Origin of the sequence: Bacillus sp. ISL-51 (genome assembly GCF_018613535.1) — a bacterium.
GTDB lineage: Bacteria > Bacillota > Bacilli > Bacillales > Bacillaceae > Bacillus.
The window spans coordinates 59,045-76,596 of the sequence record NZ_JAGGQB010000005.1; the positions used below are offsets into that span (position 1 = coordinate 59,045).

The following is a 17,552-nucleotide window of genomic DNA, read 5'->3' on the forward strand; positions in this document are numbered from 1 at the left end:
TCAATTATAAGAATAAGCGCTGGATATCGTTCCATGTGACAACCAGCATAAGAAGCATTAAGAAAGCCACGCCGATAAACACAACAAACGCTTCCTTGTCACGGTTAATCGGTTTGCCGCGGATTGCTTCAATGAATAAAAACAGCAGTCTTCCGCCGTCAAGCGCCGGAATCGGCAGCAGGTTGACGATTCCGAGATTGATGCTTAAGAACGCAGCGAACTGGAATAGGTTGATAATGCCCGTTTTTGCAACCTGATCTGTCATATCGTAAATTCCGACGGGGCCTGCGAGCATATCAAGCTTAAACTGTCCCGTAACCAGCTTGCCCAGATTGGTCAGGATCGCTTTTGTCACATCAACCGTTGACGTGGCCCCGTATGAGATAGCCGCAAAAGCGCCCTTTTCAGTCGGGGCATAAGAGCCGAAACGGCCGATTGTGTTTTTGTTTTCATCTTTTACCGCTTCAGGTGTAACCGAAATATGAAGCGGCTTGCCATCCCTTTTGACGGCAACGTCTATTTTTTTTCCCGGATTTTCTTTTACCGCAGTAACAATATCGGTCCATGACCGCATTTTTTCTCCGTTAATGCTTTGAATGCGGTCGCCTTCTTGTAAACCCGCAGCCGCTGCGCGTCCGTTATCTGTCAGCTTCCCGAGCTCAGGCTGATTGGAAGGCACGCCTTGTATGAAACCGAGCATGACAAGAATGACATACGCTAAAATGAAGTTCATAATCGGACCGGCAGCGATGGCCTTAATCCGTTTCCAGACAGGCTTTGATCCGAATTGGCGATTGTACGGCGCGATTTGCACTTCTTCTCCGTCTACGATGAAAAAAGAGGTTTGACTGACTGTAAAGCTTGACAGTTCGTCTTCTTTCCCCTGCTCGTACCCGGAAATTTTCATTTCATGCTCAAGATCAGCCGTCTCTACTTCAATAATTAACGCATCGGGGTATTTTTCTTTTTGATTAATAATGACTTTCTCAACCTGGTCGTCTTTATTAAAAAGAAGCCCGACGGTATAACCGGGTTTAACTTCAATCATCTCCGGATCTTCACCGGCCATGCGGACGAAACCGCCGATCGGAAGGAGCCTGATCGTATATACGGTTTCATTTTTTTTAAATGAGAAAATTTTAGGGCCAAAGCCGATTGCAAATTCACGGCAGAGAATCCCCGCTCTTTGGGCAAGCAATAAATGCCCCAGTTCATGGAAGAAAACGAGCGTTCCGAAAATAATAATAAACGCTATAACTGTATTCACGAACATACCACCTTATGTGAGTATTGAATTGACGTATCCCCGGGTGTCTTTGTCCACTTCTTGAATATCCGCAAGACTCGGATGCTGAATCACGCTGTGACGATGCAGTGCTTTTTCAATCAGGTCCTCAATAGCTAAAAACGAAATGTGTCCGGCCAGAAAAGCAGCAACGGCCTCTTCATTCGCCGCATTTAAGACCGTCGGCATCGTTCCCCCTATTTTACCCGATTCAAAGGCAAATTGTAAGCAGCGGAACCTTTCAAAATCAGCTTTCGCAAAATGAAGGCTCCCGATCTCCCATAATTCAAGTCTTTTTGTTTCAGGGAGAGGCAGCCGGTCAGGATATGTCAGCGCGTATTGAATCGGCACTCTCATATCCGGATTGCCAAGCTGGGCAATGACACTTCTGTCGTGAAATTCAACCATCGAGTGAATGATGCTCTCCTTATGTAAAACAACGTCAATTTGTTCATACGGAATATCAAACAGCCAATGCGCCTCAATGACTTCAAGCCCTTTATTCATCATTGTAGCCGAATCAATCGTGATTTTTGCGCCCATCGACCAGTTTGGGTGATTCAGCGCATCTTCTATCGTCACTGATTCAAGCTCCTGCCGTGTCTTATCTCTGAAGCTTCCGCCGGATGCTGTAATAATCAGGCGTTCGATGTTTTTATTTTTCTCGCCTTGAAGCGCCTGAAAAATAGCGGAATGTTCGCTGTCAACCGGCAAGAGAGGCACACCGTATTGTTTTGCGTGTCCTTTCACTATATGCCCGGCAGTAACGAGAGTTTCCTTATTTGCAAGCGCGATTGTTTTTTTCTGTTCAATCGCTTTTAACGTCGGGATTAATCCGACGCTTCCGAGCAGCGCGTTGACAACGATATCCACTTCATCCATGACTGCCGCTTCAATCAGGCCTTCTTCTCCGATACCGATTTGACATTCATGAGAAAAAGACGCTTCTTTCACTTTTTGATATGTATCCATGTCGCCGACCGCTACAAATTTCGGCTGAAAGGTTTTGATTAACGGAATCGCCTTCTCGGCATTTTTGCCGAATGTCATTGAGACGAGACGAAATTGGTCTTGATGCATACGCAATACATCAAGCGTTTGCTCCCCTATTGATCCTGTTGCTCCTAAAAGACAAATATTCTTCAAAATGCCACTCCCATTCTATGCGTCCAGATCGATCTTATTTTCATATTAGCCTTTCTTATGAAAAAAGCGCAAGCAGAAAGTATAAGAACGGCATGACAAACAAAAAGCTGTCAAATCGATCTAAAATACCGCCGTGCCCCGGCAGGATTTTCCCCGAATCCTTTACTTCATAATGCCGTTTGAGCGCTGATTCCACTAAATCCCCGATCTGTCCGAAAACAGACAAAACCAGCGTAATCAAAAGCAGAAGCGGATATGAAATCGGAAGACCTGCAAACAGCTGAAATACTGCTGTACATATGAGGGCGATAATAATGCCGCCGAGAAATCCTTCCACTGTTTTGTTAGGACTGATTTCAGGCCACAGCTTACGTTTCCCGAGCGATTTTCCGACGAAATATGCGCCGGAATCTGTCGACCATATGACAACACAGGCATAAAAAATATATAAAAGCCCGCTTGTTTCAATGTTTCTGATTTCGATAAAATAATGAAAACATAACCCGATATAAATCGTCGCGAGGACGATAAAACCGACCTCATCAAAGGTGAAGGTGTTTTTCACCAGCACGGTGTAACTGAGCAATATCAGTACAGCGAAAATCGTCACTTCAATTTTCGCATCAAAGAAATGATATTTGCCCGGCATTATAAACAGCCACAATAACAGCAGGCTGATCAGTCCCGGAAATGAAAAAAACCTGAGCTTTTTCATCCGCAAAAGCTCAAAAAGCGCTATACTTCCCATTGCGTAAACAAATACGGTGAACGGCAATCCTCCGAAAATAACTAAAAATAAAAATAGTGCCGCCGCCAGAACACCTGTTAACAATCTTTGTTTCATTTCCACCATCCTCTAAATTCCGCCAAACCTCCGGCCCCGCTGTTGATATTCTCCCAATGCCTGTAAAAAGTGATTTTCTTTAAAGTCAGGCCACAAGACATCTGTAAAAACGAATTCGCTGTAAGCCACCTGCCAAAGCATAAAGTTGCTCAGCCTGATTTCTCCGCTCGTTCTGATAAGAAGCTCCGGATCCTGTATCGATTCAGTCATTAAATGATCGGAGAAAAGCGCTTCATCAATGTCTTCGATATTCAATGAGCCGTCTTTCACCCGCTCAGCGAGTGCTTTTGCAGCATTTACGATCTCTGTCCGTCCGCCGTAGTTCAAGGCAAAATTAAGAATCAGTCCGTCATTTTGTTCAGTATCTTTTACAGCCTTTTCTATCGCCTTGTACGTATGGGAAGGAAGCGCGGATTCATCCCCGATGATTTTCACCCGCACATTTTCCTCGATTAATTCAGGAAGATACGTGTTCAAAAACTCTTCCGGAAGCTTCATCAAAAAGTCCACTTCCATTTTCGGACGTTTCCAGTTTTCCGTAGAAAAGGCATATAGAGTCAGAACTTTGACGCCCAGCTGGTTTGCAAGCTTCGTGACTCTTTTTACCACTTTCATTCCTTCATGATGTCCGGCAATTCGCGGAAGTGAGCGTTTTTTCGCCCAGCGTCCGTTCCCGTCCATAATGATGGCAATGTGTGCGGGAATTTCACCCTTCAGTATGTCTTCTTTTGTATACCGTTCTAAGTTGGAAGCCGCATTCTGCTGATTCTTCCAATTTTTGAGTATGTTGAGCATGAGATTCCTCCGTCACCCAAAAAGGTTGCGTTGCTGATGATCAATGTTAATCAACAGTATTAACAAAAAAACCCCCTGTAAACATGAGAGGGTCTTTTCACATTATCTATTGTACAGAGTTTTTCATTAAACTTCCATGATTTCTTTTTCTTTGTCTTTTGTAACACTGTCAATTTTTGACACATACTCATCTGTCAGCTTTTGAACGTCTTCATTAGAAGCACGCAGCTCATCTTCAGTAATGTCACCGTTTTTCTCAAGTTTTTTGAGTTCATCGTTGCTGTCACGGCGTACATTACGGACTGCCACTTTCGCTTCTTCCGCGTATTTTTTCACCACTTTGACAAGTTCTTTCCGTCTTTCTTCCGTCAAAGCAGGGATGGCGATGCGGATGATTGTGCCGTCACTTGTAGGTGTTACGCCAAGATCCGCTTTTAAAATCGCTTTTTCAATATCGCCGATCGCTGTTTTATCATACGGTGTGACAACCAGCATACGAGCTTCAGGCACATTGATGGAAGACAGCTGGTTTAAAGGTGTTTGGGCACCGTAGTATTCAACTGTTACTTTATCTAATAGAGACGGATTGGCACGTCCCGCGCGGACTGACGCCAATTCACGAGAATAAGCGGCAACCGCTTTTTCCATACGTTCTTTCGTTTGTGTTAATACTTCGTTTGACACGTTATTTCCCCCTCACGATCGTTCCGATTGATTCGCCGATTACGGCGCGCTTAATGTTTCCTTCTTCCATAATAGAAAAGACGATCAGCGGAATATCATTATCCATACAGAGTGAAGAAGCTGTAGAATCCATGACTTCCAGCCCGTCTTTTAAAACATCGAGATAAGATAATGTTTCGTATTTTACTGCGGATTCATCTTTTCTCGGATCGGCATTATAAACACCGTCGACATTATTTTTAGCCATTAAGATCACATCCGCTTCAATTTCAGCGGCCCGCAGTGCTGCGGTTGTGTCCGTAGAGAAATAAGGATTTCCTGTACCCGCGGCAAAAATAACGACACGTTTTTTCTCCAAGTGGCGGATGGCTTTTCTTCTGATGTACGGCTCAGCGACCTGCCGCATTTCAATTGATGTTTGCACTCTGGACTGGATTCCGAGTGTTTCGAGGCTGTCCTGCAAAGCAAGTGAGTTCATGACAGTCGCAAGCATACCCATATAATCGGCCGTCGCACGGTCCATTCCTAAGTCACTGCCTGTTTTTCCGCGCCATAAGTTGCCGCCGCCTACGACTACGGCTACTTCGACGTCAAGCTCAGCGATTTCTTTTACCTGTTTTGCTATGGATTGAATGACAGTCGGATTAATTCCGTTTCCCTGTTCCCCTGCCAATGCTTCTCCGCTAAGCTTTAGAACGATACGATTGTATTTTGGTTTTTCCATGATAACCTCCAAGTGTAAACATTGCCGTTTCCTATTATGCAAGAGAAAAAAAGGTTTGTAAATATAGTTTTAAAAATAGGGAACACAAGTTGTGTCCCCTATACTGCCTGAAAAGCGGCGAAAGATTCGCCAAGGCTTTTCACCATTATTTTTTCACTTGGTTCATAACTTCTTCAGCAAAGTTTTCTTGGCGTTTTTCAATACCTTCTCCAACTTCGTAGCGGACGTAAGTTTGAACTGTTGCTTTTTTCGCAGCCACAACTTGTTTCACTTTTTCGTCTGGGTTTTTAACGAAAGCTTGGTCTAACAGGCAAATTTCTTCGAAGAACTTGTTCAGACGGCCTTCAACCATTTTAGCAACGATGTTTTCAGGTTTACCTTCTTGAAGGGCTTGCTGAGTCAGAATTTGACGCTCATGGTTCGCTTCTTCTTCAGACACTTGGTCGCGAGAAATGTAGCGAGGGTTTACTGCAGCAACGTGCATAGCGATGTCTTTCGCAAGATCTTCATCAGTTGTTCCGCTAAGAACAGATAATACGCCGATGCGGCCTCCCATGTGAAGGTAAGCGCCGAAAGCGTCGCTGTCTTCTTTTGTAAGAACGGCAAAACGGCGAAGAGTGATTTTCTCTCCGATTTTAGCAACGTTGCTTGTGATGTATTCTTCAACAGTAGAACCGTTTTCCATCTTTTGTCCCATTGCTTCTTCAAGATCAGCCGGAGCGTTTGCAAGAAGGTGGTCAGCAAGCGTGTTCAGAAGCTCTTTGAAGCCTTCGTTTTTCGCAACGAAATCAGTTTCAGAGTTTACTTCTAAGATAACGCCTTTGTTGCCGTCCGTTTTAATAAGCGTAGAACCTTCAGCAGCAATACGGTCAGCTTTTTTAGCCGCTTTAGCAATTCCTTTTTCTCTTAGAAGGTCGATTGCTTTGTCCATATCTCCGTCAGTTTCAGTTAACGCTTTTTTACAATCCATCATACCCGCGCCTGTTTTTTGACGCAGTTCTTTTACCTGCTGTGCAGTAATAGCCATGTTTATTCCTCCTTATATGTGTAAACAAGATATGTATAGATACATTTTTCTTGAAAAAAGGTGATAAAAGGCAGTCCCTCTTATCACCTTTTGATTAGGTTACGCAGTTGTCGTTTCTGTTTCAGGTGCAGTTTCTTCAGCTACCGCTTCTTCTTCGCCTTGCTTCGCTTCCAAGATAGCGTCTGCCATTTTTGAAGTAAGAAGTTTGACAGCGCGGATCGCGTCATCGTTTGCAGGGATTACGACATCAATTTCATCAGGATCACAGTTTGTATCTACGATTCCGATGATAGGAATGTTCAATTTGCGAGCTTCCGCAACAGCGATGCGCTCTTTGCGAGGATCGATGATGAATAATGCATCAGGAAGACCCTTCATATCTTTAATTCCGCCTAGGAATTTTTCAAGACGCTCTAATTCTTTTTTTAATTGAACAACTTCTTTTTTCGGAAGTACTTCAAACGTACCGTTTTCTTGCATTTTTTCAATGTCTTTCAAACGTTTAATACGTTTTTGGATTGTTTCGAAGTTTGTCAGTGTTCCGCCCAACCAGCGTTGGTTGACATAGAACATGCCAGAGCGTACAGCTTCTTCTTTAACAGAATCCTGGGCTTGTTTTTTTGTGCCGACGAAAAGGATTTTTCCGCCTTCAGCAGCAAGGTTTTTCGTGAAGTTGTAAGCTTCCTCTACTTTTTTCACTGTTTTTTGAAGGTCAATGATGTAGATTCCGTTACGCTCCGTGAAAATGTAACGCTTCATTTTTGGGTTCCAACGGCGTGTTTGGTGACCGAAGTGAACACCAGCTTCAAGCAATTGTTTCATAGAAATAACTGACATGTGATTTCCTCCTAATAAAATGGTTTTTTTCCTCCGCTTAGGTCATTTTTGTGCAGAACTGCCGCCTGCAGCACCCTCTGCATAAATCGTTAAGCGTGTGTATTTAACACCAAGAAATAATATAACACAGCTTTATGCGACAATCAAGAATCCTTTACAGCTTTGCCGCGAAATTTTAAAAACAGCTCGATTTCCGTCTTTCCGCTCTTCATCCTTTTGGCGATTTCGCCCGGAGTGAGCCCTTGTTCGTATAAATCTGAAACCTGCTCTTCAAACGAACGCCCGCCTTTGTTTTCGTCATTTTCAGCGCGTTCCACTTCACTGATCAGCGCTTCAATATGATCCGGAATGTCAGGCCGCCGCTTTGTTTCAGCGGGTTGAGGCGTGTCATTTGCGGTGTCTTCCATCCCGGCATTCGGGCTCCGGGTATCTTTGAGTCTCTCGTTTTCTTCTTTTAATTCGAGCAGAAACGCAGCAAGTGTGTTTTCCGTCTCTTCGAGTATCTTCTGCTGCTGACGCTCTGTCTCCTTAAGAGCTGAAAACCTCGTATACAGAATAATGACGGCATAAAGCAATACGCCGTGAAGCACAAAGCTCAAAAGCCATAATAGTGTTGACATGTTTTTCACTCGCTAACCATGAGTTCGTTATTGAATTACTTTTTCAAGCAAATGCTTTAATTTAAAAAGTGCCTTTGAATGAATCTGCGAGATCCGCGAAGTCGAAAGGTTCAGCACTTGTCCGATTTCGGTCAATGTCAGCTCTTCTTTATAAAATAGACTGACGACAAGCTGCTCTTTTTCAGAAAGCTCATGAATTTTTCCGGCAAGCTGAGCGATCAGCTCGTCCTTCATGATTTTTTCTTCCGGCGGCACGTTTTTGTCATCTCTGATCATTACTTGAATATTTTCACCGTCATCCTGATCGTGCAGCTTTTCATCGATTGACAAAAGATTGGCAAAAAAACCTTCGTTCATCGTTGACACCACGTCCTGCTCCGTCGTCCCCAGCTCTTCTGCGATCTCTGAGGGCGTCACATTGCGAAGGTAGCGCTGTTCCAATTTCTCAATCGCAGCCTCGACCTTTTTTGTCTTCTCCCGTGAAGTTCTGGGCAGCCAATCCTCTTTGCGCAGCCCGTCAATGATTGCACCGCGAATTCTAAACGAGGCGTAGGTATCAAATTTTAAATCCCGGCTGGGGTCAAATTTTTCAAGGGCATCATATAAACCAAGCATACCAAGGCTCATTAGATCGTCTTTATGCACCGATTTTGGCAGTCCGACAGAAATTCTGCCGACATGATATGTGACTAGCGGCATGTAGCGGCGCATTAAATCATCACCGGCTTTAGGATCTTTCCACTCTTTCCAGCGCGACCAAAGCACCTGATCTTCATAATTCAAGGATTGCATCGTTATCCCCCTACCTCATACCTTAATTAAATCGTTGTTTCACCTTGTTTAACAGTTCGGATATGCAGCATGCAGGACTTTGGTTCAAATTCAATCGTCCGGCCGCTTGAGCCGCCCGTATCTTCACTGATGACAGGAATGTTATACAATGTAAGCTGTTCTTTAATGGCCGCTACATTTCGGGGGCCGATTTTCATCAAGTCGTTCGTCATTTTAAATTTGAACATTTCCGCTCCCCCCGCGAGTTTAGCCTTTAGAGCAAACTTGCGGCAACCGGCTTCCAGCAGCATATCAATCGTCGCCTTTACGGCAGTGTCGGCATATTTTGCCCGGTTAAGCTCTGCTGTTTTCGATAAAGCCGAATCCGGCAGCATGACATGAACAAGTCCGGCTGTCTGCTTGTCTTTATCATATAAAACCAATCCCACACATGAACCGAGACCCGAAGTCCGGATTTTCTCCGGATAACGGGCGACCTGAACGTCAGCAATCCCTACTTTTACGACGACAGCTTCCGCATGGCTCATAAAGATGCACCCAATGAGACAAAGAGTTTTTCAAATGAATCATAGTCCGGCAGCATAAACATATGGGCTTTCAGCTCCTGCCGGCTGCTCTGGTCAAAAATAGAGGTGTCCACGACAATGGCATGCTCCCCGACTTGGCTTAGCTCCATTAATCCTTCGCTGATGACCGCTCCGAACATATCAAGGGAGACTTCCGGCACGCTCGGATAAATGTCCAGTTTCGTCAAATCAGCCAATGCCGTTAAATAGGAACCTGCTAAAATATTGCCCAGCTCATGTAAGGCAGAAGAGCTTAAATGGTCCTCGCTTAACTGATCAATATCAAAATCCGGATTGCCGATCAGCTCTCTGATAAACTGTTCCGCTTGATGAAAAGGCATAATGAGAAAGATAGAGCCGGTCATGTCGCCTTCCATTCTTAAAAAGATACTCGCAACCGGCGTTTCAGCGCCGCCAAAAAAATCAGCGAGCTCATCAAATGTCAGCAATGTAGCAAACGGCACTTCCATATCTATTTTTCTATTGAGCAGCTGAGCCATTGCAGAAGCCGAGTGGCCTGCACCGATATTCCCGACTTCCCGCAAAATGTCCATTTGCTCTTCTTTGATTCCTTTAAACATACTCATGTTGTCTTAACCCCTTTAAGCATAAGGTTGATCGGGCACAGACAGCGCAGAATCTTTGTCCAGCACCGCTTGCGCATCAATAATATTCAACAGTCTGTTTTCTTGCTTTACGATCTGTTTAATCCACACATCCGCTTCCTTTGTCTGGCTTTCAGGCGCAGACTCAATTTCATTTTCATGCACGGTAATGACGTCATTGGCTTCGTCCACGACCCATCCGACCTCCGCATCACGGTAAGCGATGATAATAATTCGTGATTCTTCAGTGATTTCTTGCTCAGGCAGGTTAAGACGCTTTCTTAAATCCAGAACCGGCGTGATCACGCCGCGTAAATTAATGACGCCGCGAATATAGGATTCAACACCTGGTATTCTCGTCGGTTTTTGCCACTTTTCAATTGATTTCACTTGTGAAACTGAAATCGCGTACTCTTTCCCGTTTATCATAAACACAATCATTTTTTCACCAGTTTTGATTTCCGCAGTCATGTGGGCACCTCCTCGTGTCGTTAGTAGATCAGCGCATTACAATCAATAATCAGCGCCACTTCGCCATTCCCAAGAATCGTGGCGCCGGAAATCGCAAAGACATTTGTTAAATAGTCGCCGAGTGATTTCAGTACGACTTCCTGCTGGCCGATAAAAGAGTCGACGACAAATGCAGTTGATTTATCGCCTTTTTTCACAACGATCATATGGAACTGCTCTGCGTCTTCTTTTGTATCGGTGATGTTAAACTCTTTTTTCAAGTAGACGATCGGCACGATCTGTCCTCTGAAATCAATGACTTCCCTGTCATGCGTCTGCAGGATATCCTTTTTATCAATAACTGCCGTCTCTATAATAGAAGAAATCGGTATCGCAAATGTCTCTTCTTCAAGTTTTATCAGCAAAACAGATATAATGGACAGTGTCAGCGGAAGCTGAATACTAAAGAGCGAGCCTTGGCCTTCTGCTGACTTTACACTGACTGATCCGCCGAGAGATTCGAGTTTGTTTTTAACGACATCCAATCCGACGCCCCGGCCTGAAATATCGGAAATTTGATCAGCAGTCGAGAAGCCGGGCGCAAAAATAAGTTCGTAGATTTCATTATCTTCAAGCGTTTCAGCTTCCCGGTCGGTAATCACGTTGCGTTCGAGCGCTTTTTCGAGAATCTTCTTTCTGTTCAGTCCCGCTCCGTCATCTTCAACCTCAATAAAGACGTGGTTGCCGCTGTGATAAGCCTTAAGAACGACCTGGCCGGATTCTGATTTCCCTTTACTTACGCGCACTTCAGGCGATTCTATACCGTGATCAATGCTGTTTCTGATTAAATGGACAAGCGGATCGCCGATTTCATCAATCACTGTGCGGTCAAGTTCGGTTTCAGCGCCGATGATGGACAGTTCTATTTTTTTGTTTAATTCCTTTTGAAGCTGGCGGATCATTCTCGGAAAACGGTTAAAGACCGTTTCTACTGGAACCATTCGCATATTGAGAATGATAGACTGGAGGTCTCCAGAGATTCTTGTCAGCCGTTCAACGGTTTCAGTCAATTCATTATGATCCAGCTCTTTGGCGATTTGCTCAAGCCGCCCCCGGTCAATGACCAGCTCTTCGAATAGATTCATCGAAGAATCAAGTCTTTCAATATTGACACGGATCGTTTTGGAGCCGCCGTTATGCTTCGTATGCTCTTCTGTCTTTGCGGGCTTCGGCTGTTTCTCGGCTTTTTTGACAGGCACGGTCTTCACTGGTTCAGCAGCTTGCGGCTCTTTCGGTTTTTCGGCCGATTTTAACGGCGCGCCGACAGAAACCTCCACGCGTTCCACTTCTGAAATGCCGCTTATGATTTGCTTAATCTCTTCAGCGGGCTGCTTTGTTAAGAAGCACACTTGAAAATCTGTGCCGAAATCCTCCGTTTCAAGCACTTCCGCACTCGGAATCGTTTTCGCGACTTCCCCAGCTTCATTCAGCTTTTCGAATATCATGTAAACCCGCACTGCTTTCAGCATGCAGTTTTCATTGAGGGACACCTTTATTTCATAGCGGCTGAATCCTTGCTCTTCTGCCTCTTCAATGACGGTCCGTTCGAATTCATCATAACCCCAAGCTGCCGCTTCCTTATTTTCTGCGGCTGGCGGTTCGGCTGTTTCAACGGAAGCTGCGGTCTCATGCACAGCGTTTACGTCGAGCTTCGCGCTCACTTCAGAAATATCCCTTTTGCCGTCTCCCCCGTCAATAATGGACTGCACCATCTCTTCAAGGTGGTCAAGCGCTTCAAACAGGACGTCCAGCCATTCTGATGTAACCGCCATCTCTCCGTTGCGGATGGCGTCCAGCACATTTTCCATCAGATGGGTTAAATGCGCCAAGTCTGTATACCCCATTGTTGCGCTCATGCCTTTCAGCGTATGGGCAGCTCTGAAGATGTCATGGACAATCTGAAGGTCTGCCGGATCTTTTTCCAAAAGCAGCAGCTTTTCGTTACATGTCTGCAAGTGCTCTTTACTTTCATCAATAAAGACATCTAAATATTGATTCATATCCAATTGATTCACACCCTCTCTTTTTTCACACAGCTCGTGATGGATGCTGCGATATCTTCTACATGTTTAATGTCATGAATGAGTCCCGCTTTTATGGCTGACTTCGGCATTCCGAACACAACACACGATTCGGCCGATTCCGCAATCGTTTTGACACCGCCGGCTCTAAGCATTTCTTTTACGCCTTCGGTTCCGTCACTGCCCATGCCGGTCATAATGACGGCCACCTTTTCATAATCGTGCAATCTGCTCGCTGAACGAAACAAATAATCGGCTGACGGCTTATGCCTGCTTGCCGTGTCATGAACATCAAGAACAATGCGGAGTCTCCCGCCGTCTTGTATAACCGTCATGTTTTTTCCGCCCGGGGCGATATACACACAGCCTGCTTTTGCTTCTTCACCGTTTTCTGCTTCTTTCACCTGTATATCTGACAAGTGGTTCAGCCTGTCTGCAAGTGAAGCGGTAAAGCCTTCAGGCATATGCTGAACGACAAGGACCGGCGCGTTTAAATCCTTCGGCAGGTTCGGAATGACCTTTTGCAGCGCCCGCGGCCCTCCTGTAGACGTCGCAATGAATACAGCCTGCTTGGCCGATCTTATTTTCGGTTTTTCAAGCCCGGCTGCAGCCGGGCGTTTAGGCGTGAGGGGTTCGGCCGAAACCGCTTCTGGTTTTTTGGATTGAGACAGTCCGGCAGCGATGACTCGTTCAATCAGCTGCTCTTTAATTTTATAAAGATCAAGGGAAATCGCTCCGGAAGGCTTTGTAATAAAGTCAAACGCTCCCATTTCCAAGCAGTTAATCGTGCGGTCTTTTCCTTGCTGTGTCTGGCTCGATACCATAATCACCGGAAGTTTATAAATGTCGATGATTTTCCGCAATGTATCCGTTCCGTTCATGACCGGCATTTCAATATCAAGCGTGACAACATCCGGCTGAAGAAGCTCTATTTTTTTTAACGCCTCTTCTCCGTTTCTTGCAGTCCCGATGACTTCTATCTGTATTTCCGCGGCCAGAAAATCGGTAATCATCTTTCTCATAAAAGCTGAGTCATCAACGACAAGCACACGAATCAATGTAAAGTCCTCCTCATCAAAAAAGAAGATAATTTCTCAATAAATGCCGGTTTTTCTTCTCTAGGTTTGTTTTCTTCCGTTTGAAACAAGACATCCGCCAGCAGACGGACGGACCTGCTGGCTTTTGCTTGAGGACTTTTTATTAAAAAAGGCACCTGGTCAATCACAGCCTGACTCACAAGCGGATCATCCGGTATAGAGCCGGCGAACTTGACGTCCGCACCCAAAAACGTGTGAATCGCGTGAGAAAGGCGGGCAAAAGTATCCAGTGCATTTTTTTTGCTGCGGGCGCGATTAACGGCAATGCTTATCGACAGCCGCTCATCTGCAATCAAGAGATGTTTAATTGCGCTGTAGGCATCCATAATGGCCGTCGGCTCAGGCGTTGTGACGGCGAGAATCTCTTCCGCTGATAAAATAAACGGCAGCTGCTCTTTTGATAAACCCGCTCCCATGTCAAACAAAACATAATCAAAGTCTCTTAAAACAGCGGAAAGATCATTCATAAAATACGACCACTTCTCCCTGTCCGCCCGGTATATGACATCAAGCCCCGTCCCTCCGGATATGTAGCGGATGCCTTTCGGACCGGCAGACAGTGATTGAGCCAGCGCATACCGGTTCTCCATCACATCGATGACGGTGCGGGAAGAAGAAGCCCCGATCAGCACATCAATGTTTCCCATTCCGATATCGAGATCGATAATGAGCACATTTTCCCCTTTTTCCTGCAGGGAAAGTGCCAAATTTAACGTGATATTGGATTTTCCGACTCCGCCCTTTCCGCTGATGACTGCCAATGTCTTTGCTTTCTTTTCATGCAGCTGCGGCTTCATCAGCTGCCGCTGTTTCATTTTTCTTCTTAATGACTCGGCCTGATCGGGTTTCATGCCATAAGCATCCTTACGAAGTCTTTCGGAGAAACAGTCAGTATGTCCTCAGGCACATTTTGTCCGTTTGTCAAAAAAGCCGCGCCGATCCTTGATTCTGTCAGCACTTGATAAACCGAACCGAGTGAGGCGGTCTCATCTGTTTTCGTAAAGATGAATTGATTCACCGGAACATCGGAAAACCGTGTCAGCACCTGTTTCATATCTTCATATTTTGCAGATGCCGATAATACAAGAAACGATTGTAAGCCGGATTCGAACGGAATCATCTCTTGTAATTCCGTAATATATTGCTCTTCTTTAAAGTTTCTTCCCGCGGTATCGATAAAGACATGGTCATATTCCGCAAATTTGGCTTGGGCTTTAAGACATTCTTCTTTCGAATAGCATACTTCAAGGGGCGCCTGTAACAGCTCCGCATATGTTTTCAGCTGTTCGACCGCGGCGATCCGGTAAGTATCCGTCGTTATAAACGCAATTTTCTTATGCTCCGCAAGCATCGATGAAGCGGCCAGTTTCGCGAGAGTTGTCGTTTTCCCGGCTCCTGTTGAACCAAAAAGCACCACGTATTTTGATTGAATGCCTTCCTGCCACCTGTCTTTTGAAGGAAGCTTTTCAGCTAATAGTTCCTGCAATTTGACAACGACGTTCTCTTTAGTCAAATCGCCTGCTGCAATTGAAGAATTGAGGAGCTCACTCAAAACCGTTTTCTGCATTTGGTCTGTAAGCCCCGCTTTATCCAAAAGACGTTCCGCTTTCTTTAAAGGTTCAGGCAGCACTTCTTTGTAATGAGACAGATCATAGGACGTGCTTTGATTCGGCGCTTGCTGAGGCGGCTGAATGGTTGGCACGGTGTCTGTCATTTCCGTCTTTTTCTTCTCCTCGCCGATATTTGGCGGAGTTTTTTTCGCTTCCCTTACGTCCCGATCTAACACCGCAATCACTTCAACAGCCTGCTCCGCCCGAAAGCCAAGCCATTTTCGTTTTTTCACTTGTTTCGAATTTAAAATCACGGCGTCGTTGCCGAGTTCTTTTTTGATTTGTTTTGCGGCTTCCTGCATTGAAGCGGCCGTAAATTTTTTAATCTTCATTAAATATCCACCACTCCAATGCTTTGTACTTCAACATTTGCTTCAAGCTCATTATAGGAAAGAACCGGAAGATCAGGGAAATAGCGTTCTAACAGCTGTTTTACATACATTCTGACCGGAGGAGAGCAAAGAAGAATGGCTGTTTCCTGCCGGATTGAAAGCTGCTCAGCCTCTTTGGCGACTGAACGGATGATGCTGTCTGACACGTCAGGCTCAAGCGACAAATAATTGCCTTGTTCAGTCTGCTGCACGCCATCTGCAATCGCCTTTTCCACCCGCCCTGAGCATGTCATGACTTTCAGTGTTTCATCATCTCTTGCGTACTGGGCGGTAATTTGTTTGGCCAGTGACTGCCTCGCATATTCTGTCAAAAGGTCCGAATCCGTCGTTAATTTTCCGTAATCGGCAAGTGTTTCAAAAATGGTAACCAGGTTCCGAATCGATACCTTTTCCTTCAATAGTTTCGCTAGCACCTTTTGAATGTCGCCGACAGATAACGGATTAGGGGTGACTTCATCCACAAGCACAGGGTAATTCTCCTTCAGATGATCGATAAGCTGTTTTGTTTCCTGTCTGCCGACCAGTTCATGGGCATGCTGTTTCATTTTTTCTGTAATATGCGTAGATACGACAGACGCGGGATCAACAACCGTATAGCCGAGCATGTCCGCTTCGTCCTTAGCGGCTTCTCCGATCCATTTCGCGGGAAGCCCGAACGACGGTTCAACCGTTTCAATTCCTTCAATGATGTCATCTTCAGGCGTCGGTGACATTGCTAAATAATGATCGAGCAAAAGTTCACCTTTTGCGACTTCGTTGCCTTTGATTTTCAATCGGTATTCGTTCGGCTGAAGCGCGATATTATCCCGAATGCGGACAACCGGAATCACAAGCCCTAATTCAAGCGCAAGCTGGCGTCTGATCATGACGATCCGATCCAGAAGATCACCGCCCTGCCCCGCATCTGCAAGCGGGATGAGACCGTAGCCGAATTCGAATTCGATCGGATCAATATGCAGAAGCTGCACAACGCTTTCCGGACTTTTCAGTTCATCCACTTGAGCCTCTTCTTCAAGAATTTCTTCCTCTTCTTCGTTCGGTTTGGCGGTTTTGGACAGCGTGTAAGCGCCAAACGCCAGCAAGCCGGCAATAGGGCCCGTAAGCAGGATGCCGATTGGCGTAAAGAGACCGAGCAAAAGAACGGTGGCTGCCGCTACATACAAAAGCTTAGGATATGCAAACAGCTGTCCTGTAATATCGTGACCGAGGTTTCCGTCTGACGCCGCTCTCGTTACGACAATTCCCGTAGCCGTGGAAATAAGCAGGGCGGGCATTTGGGAGACGATTCCGTCACCGACCGTCAGCATTGTAAAGTGAGAAGCTGCCTCTTGAATACTCATCCCCTGCTGAAGCATGCCGATAACAATTCCGAAGATAATATTAATCATCACGATAATAATTCCGGCGATGGCGTCCCCTTTAACAAATTTACTCGCACCGTCCATCGCACCGTAAAAGTCAGCTTCTCTTCCGACTTTTTCACGCCTGTGTTTCGCGTCCTGCTCCGTGATCATGCCGGCATTTAAATCAGCGTCAATACTCATTTGTTTTCCCGGCATTGCATCAAGCGTAAATCTGGCAGCGACTTCTGACACACGTTCGGCGCCTTTGGTAATAACGATAAATTGAATAATAATTAAAATAATAAAGACAACAAGTCCTACCAGCACATTTCCGCCGACAACGAAATTCCCGAATGTCTCAACAACTTTTCCGCCTTCTCCGTGAGAAAGAATGGAACGGGTCGTCGAAACATTAAGCGCGAGCCGAAACAACGTCAGCAATAGCAGCAATGACGGGAAAATTGAGAACTGCAGCGGTTCTTGCATATTCATTGTGGTGAGAAGCACGATCAACGCAAGAGAGATATTAATGATGATCAAAATACTTAACAACCATGGAGGAAATGGAATCACCAGCATTGCCACAATGAGGACAACACTTATTAAAACCGATAAATCTCTTGTTGACATGCTGTTTTTCTCTCCTTTTGAATC

General features: G+C 45.3%; 18 protein-coding genes. All 18 read right to left on the minus strand.

The window, feature by feature from the left end:
* Window positions 1-4: 4 nt before the first annotated feature.
* Window positions 5-1,273 carry an RIP metalloprotease RseP gene (gene rseP, locus J7E26_RS05055; protein ID WP_214799254.1) on the minus strand — a complete coding sequence of 423 codons (1,269 nt, stop codon included), beginning with the start codon at window positions 1,271-1,273 and terminating at the stop codon, window positions 5-7.
* A 6-nt stretch (window positions 1,274-1,279) separates the two neighbouring features.
* Window positions 1,280-2,431: a 1-deoxy-D-xylulose-5-phosphate reductoisomerase gene (dxr, locus tag J7E26_RS05060; protein WP_214799256.1), complete on the minus strand. Its 1,152-nt coding sequence runs from the start codon at window positions 2,429-2,431 to the stop codon at window positions 1,280-1,282.
* 55 nt (window positions 2,432-2,486) lie between these two features.
* A complete protein-coding gene (locus J7E26_RS05065; RefSeq protein WP_214799258.1) occupies window positions 2,487-3,284 on the minus strand; it encodes a phosphatidate cytidylyltransferase in 798 nt (265 codons plus the stop codon).
* A gap of 3 nt (window positions 3,285-3,287) precedes the next feature.
* Complete coding sequence (locus J7E26_RS05070) at window positions 3,288-4,070, minus strand: undecaprenyl pyrophosphate synthase (RefSeq protein ID WP_214799260.1); 783 nt, start codon at window positions 4,068-4,070, stop codon at window positions 3,288-3,290.
* Between the two features lie 126 nt (window positions 4,071-4,196).
* On the minus strand, window positions 4,197-4,754 hold the full coding sequence (frr, locus tag J7E26_RS05075; protein ID WP_061520548.1) for a ribosome recycling factor: 558 nt from the start codon (window positions 4,752-4,754) through the stop codon (window positions 4,197-4,199).
* A gap of 1 nt (window position 4,755) precedes the next feature.
* Entirely contained in the window at window positions 4,756-5,478 is a 723-nt protein-coding gene (gene pyrH / locus J7E26_RS05080; protein WP_214799262.1) for a UMP kinase, read from the minus strand.
* A gap of 145 nt (window positions 5,479-5,623) precedes the next feature.
* Entirely contained in the window at window positions 5,624-6,505 is an 882-nt protein-coding gene (tsf, locus tag J7E26_RS05085) for a translation elongation factor Ts (protein ID WP_214799264.1), read from the minus strand.
* Window positions 6,506-6,604: 99 nt separating this feature from the next.
* Window positions 6,605-7,342, minus strand: coding sequence for a 30S ribosomal protein S2 (rpsB, locus tag J7E26_RS05090; RefSeq protein ID WP_214799266.1), 738 nt, complete (start codon window positions 7,340-7,342; stop codon window positions 6,605-6,607).
* Window positions 7,343-7,485: 143 nt separating this feature from the next.
* Entirely contained in the window at window positions 7,486-7,962 is a 477-nt protein-coding gene (locus J7E26_RS05095) for a DUF6115 domain-containing protein (RefSeq protein ID WP_214799268.1), read from the minus strand.
* Between the two features lie 27 nt (window positions 7,963-7,989).
* Window positions 7,990-8,754 carry a FliA/WhiG family RNA polymerase sigma factor gene (sigD, locus tag J7E26_RS05100; protein ID WP_214799270.1) on the minus strand — a complete coding sequence of 255 codons (765 nt, stop codon included), beginning with the start codon at window positions 8,752-8,754 and terminating at the stop codon, window positions 7,990-7,992.
* 26 nt (window positions 8,755-8,780) lie between these two features.
* Entirely contained in the window at window positions 8,781-9,281 is a 501-nt protein-coding gene (cheD, locus tag J7E26_RS05105; RefSeq protein ID WP_214799272.1) for a chemotaxis protein CheD, read from the minus strand.
* Window positions 9,278-9,907 carry a chemotaxis protein CheC gene (cheC, locus tag J7E26_RS05110; protein WP_214799274.1) on the minus strand — a complete coding sequence of 210 codons (630 nt, stop codon included), beginning with the start codon at window positions 9,905-9,907 and terminating at the stop codon, window positions 9,278-9,280. The genes cheD and cheC overlap by 4 nt, the downstream gene beginning before the upstream one ends.
* 15 nt (window positions 9,908-9,922) lie before the next feature.
* Window positions 9,923-10,396 carry a chemotaxis protein CheW gene (cheW, locus tag J7E26_RS05115; protein WP_214799276.1) on the minus strand — a complete coding sequence of 158 codons (474 nt, stop codon included), beginning with the start codon at window positions 10,394-10,396 and terminating at the stop codon, window positions 9,923-9,925.
* Between the two features lie 20 nt (window positions 10,397-10,416).
* Window positions 10,417-12,441 (minus strand): chemotaxis protein CheA, encoded by a 2,025-nt coding sequence (gene cheA / locus J7E26_RS05120; RefSeq protein WP_214799277.1) that lies wholly within the window; start codon window positions 12,439-12,441, stop codon window positions 10,417-10,419.
* Window positions 12,442-12,446: 5 nt separating this feature from the next.
* Window positions 12,447-13,514 (minus strand): protein-glutamate methylesterase/protein-glutamine glutaminase, encoded by a 1,068-nt coding sequence (locus J7E26_RS05125; protein WP_214799280.1) that lies wholly within the window; start codon window positions 13,512-13,514, stop codon window positions 12,447-12,449.
* A complete protein-coding gene (locus tag J7E26_RS05130; protein WP_214799282.1) occupies window positions 13,511-14,404 on the minus strand; it encodes a MinD/ParA family protein in 894 nt (297 codons plus the stop codon). The genes J7E26_RS05125 and J7E26_RS05130 overlap by 4 nt, the downstream gene beginning before the upstream one ends.
* Window positions 14,401-15,495 carry a flagellar biosynthesis GTPase FlhF gene (flhF, locus tag J7E26_RS05135; protein ID WP_214799283.1) on the minus strand — a complete coding sequence of 365 codons (1,095 nt, stop codon included), beginning with the start codon at window positions 15,493-15,495 and terminating at the stop codon, window positions 14,401-14,403. Before flhF ends, J7E26_RS05130 begins: the two co-directional genes overlap by 4 nt.
* Window positions 15,495-17,528 carry a flagellar biosynthesis protein FlhA gene (gene flhA, locus J7E26_RS05140; RefSeq protein ID WP_214799285.1) on the minus strand — a complete coding sequence of 678 codons (2,034 nt, stop codon included), beginning with the start codon at window positions 17,526-17,528 and terminating at the stop codon, window positions 15,495-15,497. The genes flhF and flhA overlap by 1 nt, the downstream gene beginning before the upstream one ends.
* Window positions 17,529-17,552: the final 24 nt, after the last annotated feature.

What these genes read in the sequence shown, in the direction of transcription:
- rseP (WP_214799254.1), bottom strand. Translation starts at nt 1,273, where the DNA reads ATGTTCGTGAATACAGTTATAGCGTTTATTATTATTTTCGGAACGCTC.
- J7E26_RS05065 (WP_214799258.1), bottom strand. Translation starts at nt 3,284, where the DNA reads ATGGTGGAAATGAAACAAAGATTGTTAACAGGTGTTCTGGCGGCGGCA.
- J7E26_RS05070 (WP_214799260.1), bottom strand. Translation starts at nt 4,070, where the DNA reads ATGCTCAACATACTCAAAAATTGGAAGAATCAGCAGAATGCGGCTTCC.
- pyrH (WP_214799262.1), bottom strand. Translation starts at nt 5,478, where the DNA reads ATGGAAAAACCAAAATACAATCGTATCGTTCTAAAGCTTAGCGGAGAA.
- tsf (WP_214799264.1), bottom strand. Translation starts at nt 6,505, where the DNA reads ATGGCTATTACTGCACAGCAGGTAAAAGAACTGCGTCAAAAAACAGGC.
- rpsB (WP_214799266.1), bottom strand. Translation starts at nt 7,342, where the DNA reads ATGTCAGTTATTTCTATGAAACAATTGCTTGAAGCTGGTGTTCACTTC.
- J7E26_RS05095 (WP_214799268.1), bottom strand. Translation starts at nt 7,962, where the DNA reads ATGTCAACACTATTATGGCTTTTGAGCTTTGTGCTTCACGGCGTATTG.
- sigD (WP_214799270.1), bottom strand. Translation starts at nt 8,754, where the DNA reads ATGCAATCCTTGAATTATGAAGATCAGGTGCTTTGGTCGCGCTGGAAA.
- cheD (WP_214799272.1), bottom strand. Translation starts at nt 9,281, where the DNA reads ATGAGCCATGCGGAAGCTGTCGTCGTAAAAGTAGGGATTGCTGACGTT.
- cheC (WP_214799274.1), bottom strand. Translation starts at nt 9,907, where the DNA reads ATGAGTATGTTTAAAGGAATCAAAGAAGAGCAAATGGACATTTTGCGG.
- cheW (WP_214799276.1), bottom strand. Translation starts at nt 10,396, where the DNA reads ATGACTGCGGAAATCAAAACTGGTGAAAAAATGATTGTGTTTATGATA.
- J7E26_RS05130 (WP_214799282.1), bottom strand. Translation starts at nt 14,404, where the DNA reads ATGAAACCCGATCAGGCCGAGTCATTAAGAAGAAAAATGAAACAGCGG.
- flhF (WP_214799283.1), bottom strand. Translation starts at nt 15,495, where the DNA reads ATGAAGATTAAAAAATTTACGGCCGCTTCAATGCAGGAAGCCGCAAAA.
- flhA (WP_214799285.1), bottom strand. Translation starts at nt 17,528, where the DNA reads ATGTCAACAAGAGATTTATCGGTTTTAATAAGTGTTGTCCTCATTGTG.